Source organism: Pseudacidovorax intermedius, assembly GCF_001476815.1.
In the GTDB taxonomy this organism is placed as follows: Bacteria; Pseudomonadota; Gammaproteobacteria; order Burkholderiales; family Burkholderiaceae_C; genus Xenophilus; species Xenophilus intermedius_A.
The window spans coordinates 1-7,220 of the sequence record NZ_LDSL01000212.1 but is presented as its reverse complement, the minus strand read 5'-3'; the positions used below and the strand labels follow the sequence as shown (position 1 = coordinate 7,220).

Genomic DNA, 7,220 nt, shown 5'->3' with positions numbered 1-7,220 from the left:
TCGGTCTCCGTCAGGAACACACCGCCAGCACCGGCGCGAGCGCTCAGCGTGGTCACCGTGGTCTCGATGGCGTTGCTGCCGGCACCGATGCCGTTCCCGGCGGTGAGGCGCAGGCCGTTGGTCACGATGTTCACCACCGTGTCGTCGGCACCGTCCACCAGGCCATCCGCGTCGGCGATGCTGCCGCCCGCGATCAGGCTGGTGTTGCCCGTGGTCGTCGTGATGCGGCCGACCGTGATGTCCGTGCCCGCCTGGATACGCACGTTGCCCGTCTGCGTCGTGAGGTTGCTGGTGGTGCTCATCACCACCGCACCCGCGGTCGCCAGCATGTCGATGCTGCCCGCCGCGCTGGTCAGCACATCGGCACCGGCCGACAGCGTCACGCTGCCGGAGGCCAGCACGCTCACATTACCCGAGCCGCTGCGGATGTCCGCGTTGGCGTTGGCAAGGACGTTGCCTGCAATCGCCTGCACCAGCACGTTGCCAGAGCCGTTGGCGCTGATGGCGTTGCCGTCGGCGGCTGCCGTGCCATCGTTCAGCACCAGGTCGCCCGTGGTGCTGCGCAGCACGATGCTGCCGTTGGCGGTCGTGGCGATGTCCGACTGCGTGGCGTCCACCACGGCAGAGGTCAGCGCATCGACGCCCACGCGGTTGATGCTGGCCGATACGTCGCCGACCGTCAGGCCGTCGGTTTCCGTCAGGAACACGCCGCCTGCACCAGCTCGGGCGCTCAGCGTGGTCACCGTGGTCTCCAGGGCGTTGCTGCCTGCGCCGATGCCGTTGCCTGCACTCAGGCGCAGGCCGTTCGTCACGATGTTCACGACGGCGTCGTCCGCTCCGGCCACCAGGGCATCAGCGTCAATGACGCTGCCGCCGGCCGTCAGACTGGTGTTGCCGGTCGTGGTCGTGATGCGGCCGACGGTGATGTCCGTGCCCGCTTGGACACGCACGTCGCCGGTCTGGGTCGTGAGGTTGCTCGTGGTGCTCATCACCACGGCGCCGGCCGTCGCCAGCACGTCGATGCTGCCCGAGGCGCTGGTCAGCACATCCGCACCGGCCGCCAGCGTCACGCTGCCCGAAGCCAGGACGCTGATGCTGCCCGTGCCACTGCGGATGTCCGCGCTGGCATTGGCCGTCACGTTGCCGCCCAGTGCCTGCACCAGCACATTGCCCGTGCCATTGGCGCCGATGGCGATGCCATCCGCTGCCGCCGTGCCGTCGTTCAGCACGACGTCGCCCGTCAGGCTGCGCAGCACCACATTGCCGTTGGCCGTCGTCACGAGATCCGACTGCGTCGCATCGCTCACCGCCGTGGTCAGCGCATTGCCGCCGACACGGTTGATGCTCACGGCCACATCCCCGACCGCCAAGCCATCGGTCTCCGTCAGGAACACGCCGCCCGCGCCCGCACGGGCGCTGAGCGTGCTCACCGTCGTCTCGATGGCGTTGTTGCCCGCGCCGATGCCATTGCCCGCACTCAGCCGCAGGCCATTGGTCACCACGTTGACCGTGGTATCGCCATTGGCATCCGCATCCACGACGCGTCCACCCGCCGTCAGGCTGGTGTTGCCCGTGGTGGTCGTGATGCGCCCCACGGTGATGTCCGTCGCCGCCTGCACACGCACGCTGCCCGTCTGGGTCGTGAGGTTGCTGGTCGTGGACATGCTCACGGCACCGGCCGTGGCCAGCACGTCGATGCTGCCCGCAGCGCTGGTCAGCACGTCCGCACCGGCCGACAGCGTCACGCTGCCCGAAGCCAGGATGCTCACGCTGCCGGTGCCACTGCGGATGTCTGCATTGGCATTGGCGAGGACGTTGCCACCCAGTGCCTGCATCAGCACGTTGCCACTGCCGTTGGCGCTGATGGCGTTGCCGTCGGCTGCCGCAGTGCCGTCATTCAGCACCAGGTCGCCCGTGGTGCTGCGCAGGACCACGTTGCCGTTGGCCGTCGTCACTATGTCGGACTGCGCGGCATCGCTCACCGCCGTGGTCAGCGCATCGGCGCCCACGCGATTGATGCTGGCCGACACGTCGCCGATCGTCAGACCGTCGGTTTCGGTCACGAACACGCCGCCCGCACCGGCGCGGGCGCTTAGCGTGGTCACGGTCGTCTCGACGGCATTGCTGCCGGCGCCGATGCCGTTGCCGGCGCTCAGGCGCAGGCCGTTCGTCACGATGTTGACCGCCCCGTCGTCTGCGCCCGCCACGAGGGCGTCCGCATCAACGATGCTGCCGCCCGCCGTCAGGCTGGTGTTGCCCGTGGTCGTGGTGATGCGGCCCACCGTGATGTCCGTGCCCGCTTGGACCCGCACGTTGCCGGTCTGAGTCGTCAGGTTGCTCGTGGTGCTCATCACCACGGCACCGGCCGTCGCCAGCACGTCGATGCTGCCGGCGGCGCTGGTCAGCACGTCCGCACCGGCAGACAGCGTCACGCCGCCCGAGGCCAGCACGCTGATGCTGCCCGTGCCGCTGCGGATGTCCGCATTGGCATTGGCCACCACATTGCCCGCGATGGCCTGGATCAGCACGTTGCCCGTGCCATTGGCGCTGATGGCCATACCGTCCGCCGCCGCCGTGCCGTCGTTCAGTACCAGGTCGCCCGTGGTGCTGCGCAGCACCACGTGACCATTGGCCGTCGTGGCGATGTCCGACTGCGTCGCATCGCTCATCACCGTGGTCAGCGCGTTGGAGCCCACGCGGTTGATGCTCACGCCCACATCGCCGACGGTCAGGCCGTCGGTTTCTGTCAGGAACACACCGCCTGCACCCGCACGGGCGCTCAGCGTCGTCAAGGCCGTCTCGATGGCGTTGCTGCCCGAGCCGACGCCGTTGCCCGCGCTCAAGCGCAGGCCGTTCGTCACGACGTTGACCGCGCCGTCGTCAGCGCCCGCCACGAGGGCGTCCGCGTCAACGATGCTGTCGCCGGCCGTCAGGCTGGTGTTGCCAGTCGTCGTGGTGATGCGGCCCACCGTGATGTCCGTGCCCGCTTGCACGCGCACGCTGCCCGTCTGGGTCGTCAGGTTGCTCGTAGTGCTCATCACCACGCTGCCCACCGTGGCCAGCACGTCGATGCTGCCGGCCGCGCTGGTCAGCACGTCGGCGTTCGCGGCCAGGGTCACGCTGCCAGAGGCCAGCACGCTGATGCTGCCGGTGCCACTGCGGATGTCCATGTTGGCCAGCACGTTGCCGGCGATGGCCTGCACCAGCACGTTGCCGGCGCCGTTCGCGATCAGCGCGTTGCCGTCGGCATTGGCCGTGCCGTCGTTCAGCACGATGTCACCGGCCGTGCTGCGCAGCACGATGCTGCCGTTGGCCGTCGTCACGACGTCGGACTGCGTGGCGTCGCTCACCGCCGTGGTCAGTGCATCGCTGCCCACGCGGTTGATGCTGGCGGACACGTCGCCGACCGTCAGGCCGTCGGTCTCCGTCAGGAACACGCCACCCGCGCCCGCGCGGGTGCTCAACGTCGTCACCGTGGTCTCGATGGCGTTGCTGCTAGAGCCGATGCCATTGCCTGCGGCGAGGCGCAGGCCGTTCGTCACGATATTGACCACGCCGTCGTCGGCGCCGGCCACCAGAGCGTCCGCATCAACGATGCTGCCGCCCGCCGTCAGGCTGGTGTTACCGGTCGTGGTCGTGATGCGGCCCACCGTGATGTCCGTGCCCGCCTGGACACGCACGTTGCCGGTCTGCGTCGTGAGGTTGCTGGTGGTGCTCATCACCACCGCGCCTGCGGTCGCCAGCATGTCGATACTGCCCGCCGCGCTGGTCAGCACGTCCGCACCGGCCGCCAGCGTCACGCTGCCGGAGGCCAGCACGCTGATGCTGCCCGTGCCGCTACGGATGTCCGCATTGGCGTTGGCGATCAGGTTGCCGGCGATCGCCTGCACCAGCACGTTGCCCGTGCCGTTGGCGCTGATGGCGATGCCATCCGCCGCCGCAGTGCCGTCGTTCAGCACCAGGTCACCCGTCGTGCTGCGCAGGACCACGTTGCCGTTGGCGCTCGTCACGATGTCCGACTGGTTCGCATCGCTCACCGCCGTCGTCAGCGCATCGCCGCCCACGCGGTTGATGCTCACGCCCACATCGCCCACGGTCAGACCGTCGGTTTCGGTCAGGAACACGCCGCCGGCACCGGCGCGAGCGCTCAGCGTCGTCACGGTCGTCTCGATGGCGTTGTTGCTGGCACCGATGCCGTTGCCTGCACTGAGGCGCAGGCCATTCGTCACGATGTTGACCACCGTGTCGTCGGCACCGGCCACTAGGCCGTCCGCGTCGATCAGGCTGCCACCGGCCGTGAGGCTGGTGTTGCCGGTCGTGGTCGTGATGCGGCCCACCGTGATGTCCGTGCCCGCCTGGACACGCACGCTGCCCGTCTGGGTCGTGAGATTGCTCGTGGTGCTCATCAGCACCGCACCGGCCGTGGCCAGCACGTCGATGCTGCCAGCGGCGCTGGTGAGCACGTCGGCATTCGCGGCCAGGGTCACGCTGCCCGAGGCCAGCACGCTGATGCTACCCGTGCCGCTTCGGACATCCATGTTGGCCAACACGTTGCCGGCGATGGCCTGCACCAGCACGTTGCCGGTGCCGCTCGCGATCAGCGCATTGCCGTCGGCATTGGCCGTACCGTCGTTCAGCACGATGTCGCCAGCCGTGCTGCGCAGCACGATGCTGCCGTTGGTCGTCGTCACGATGTCGGACTGTGCGGCGTCGCTCACCGTCGTGGTCAGCGCATCGCTGCCCACGCGGCTGATGCTGGCGGCCACGTCGGCGACGGTCAGGCCGTCGGTCTCCGTCAGGAACACGCCGCCCGCGCCCGCGCGGGCGCTCAGCGTCGTCACCGTGGTTTCGATGGCGTTGCTGCCCAGGCCGATCCCGTTGCCGGCGCTCAGGCGCAGGCCGTTCGTCACGATGTTCACCGCCGTGTCGTCCGCACCGGCCGCCAGGGCGTCTGCGTCAACGACGCTGCCACCCGCTGTCAGGCTCGTGTTGCCCGTGGTCGTTGTGATGCGGCCCACGGTGATGTCCGTGCCCGCCTGGACACGCACGTTGCCGGTCTGAGTCGTCAGGTTGCTCGTGGTGCTCATCACCACAGCGCCGGCCGTCGCCAGCACGTCGATGCTGCCGGCCGCACCGGTCAGCACATCCGCACCGGCCGCCAGCGTGATGCTGCCCGAAGCCAGGACGCTCACGTTGCCCGTCTCGCTGCGGATGTCCGCATTTGCGGCAGCGATCACGTTGCCGCCCAGTGCCTGCACCAGCACGTTGCCCGTGCCATTGGCGCTGATGGCGATGCCATCCGCTGTAGCGCTGCCGTCGTTCAGCACGACGTCGCCCGTCAGGCTGCGCAGCACGATGCTGCCGTTGGCGCTCGTCACGATGTCCGACTGGTTCGCATCGCTCACCGTCGTCGTCAGCGCATTGCCGCCCACGCGGTTGACGCTCACCGAGACGTCGCCGACCGTCAGGCCATCGGTCTCCGTCAGGAACACGCCGCCCGCACCCGCACGGGCGCTCAGCGTGCTCACGGTCACTTCCAGTGCATTCGCACCGGCTCCGATGCCGTTGCCCGCACTCAGCCGCAGCCCATTGGTCACCACGTTGACCGTGGTATCGCCATTGGCATCCGCATCCACGACGCGTCCACCCGCCGTCAGGCTGGTGTTGCCCGTGGTGGTCGTGATGCGCCCCACGGTGATGTCCGTCGCCGCCTGCACCCGCACGCTGCCCGTCTGGGTCGTGAGGTTGCTGGTGGTACTCATCGCCACCGCACCCGCGGCCGCCAGCACGTCGATGCTGCCAGCGGCGCTGGTCAGCACATCCGCGCCCGCGGCCAGCGTGATGCTGCCCGAGGCCAGCACGCTCACGCTGCCGGTGCCGCTGCGGATGTCCGCATTGGCATTGGCGAGCACGTTGCCGCTGATCGCCTGCACCAGCACGTTGCCCGTGCCGTTGGCGCTGATGGCGATGCCGTCGGTGTTGGCCGTGCCGTCATTGAGCACCAGGTCACCCGCGGTGCTGCGCAGCACGATGCTGCCGGTGGCGGTCGTCGCGATGTCGGACTGGGTCGCATCGGTCACGACCGCCGTCTGGGCATTGCTGCCCACCCGGTTGATGCCCACCGCCACGTCACCCACGGTCAGGCCGTCGGTCTCGGTCAGGAACACACCGCCCGCACCCGCACGGGCGCTCAGCGTGGTCACGGTCGTCTCGATGGCGTTGGTGCCGCTGCCGACGCCATTGCCCGCACTCAGACGCAGCCCCGCCGTCACGACGTTCACCACCGTGTCGTCCGCCCCGGCCACCAGCCCGTCTGCGTCGATCAGGCTGCCGCCGGCCGTCAGGCTCACATTGCCCGTGGTCGTCGTGATGCGCCCCACCGTGATGTCCGCCCCCGCCTGCACCCGCACGCTGCCCGTCTGGGTCGTGAGGTTGCTGGTGGTGGACATGCTCACGCTGCCCGTGGTCGCCAGCACGTCGATGCTGCCCGCCGCACTGGTCAGCAGATCCGCACCCGCCGCCAGCGTCACGCTGCCGCCAGCCAGCACACTGAGGCTGCCCGTGCCGCTGCGGATGTCCGCACCGGCGTTGGCCACCACATTGCCCGCGATGGCCTGCACCAGCACGTTGCCCGTGCCGTTGGCGCCGATGGCGATGCCGTCCGCACTGGCCGTGCCGTCGTTCAGCACGATGTCCCCGGTGGTGCTGCGCAGCACCACGTTCCCGTTCGCGCTCGTCACCACATCCGACAGGCCCGCATCGCTCACCACGGTGGTCGACGCATCGCTGCCCACCCGGTTGACGCTCGCCGCCACGTCGCCCACGCTCACCCCATCCGACTCCAGCAGATAGATGCTGCCCGATGCCGAGGCCGCCAGCGTGCCCACCGCGATCTCCAGGTGGTTCACCGCATCGCCGATGCCGTTGCCCGCCACCAGCCGCAGCGTGCCCGCGCCAATGTTGAGCACCGCATCGTTGGCCTGGTTCGGCGCGCTGCCCGTGAGGGCGTCCGCATCCAGGATGCTGCCCTGGGCCAGCACCGAGGCCGCGCCCGTGGTCGTGAGCACCGCCAGCACCGCATTGGCACCCGCCTGCACGCGCACCGTGCCGGCACCGGCATTCAGGCTGCTGCCGGCCGTCATGGTGACCGCGGCGGTGCCCGACTGCACGTCGACGCTGCCGCCCGCGGCGCTGCCCGTGGTGCGCACGTCCGCACCGGC

General features: G+C 69.6%; 1 protein-coding gene. It reads right to left on the bottom strand.

What is annotated here, in order from left to right; all coding sequences use genetic code 11:
• A partial coding sequence (locus NS331_RS26900; RefSeq protein WP_082702751.1) for an S-layer family protein occupies positions 1 to 7,220 on the bottom strand: 7,220 nt, incomplete at both ends.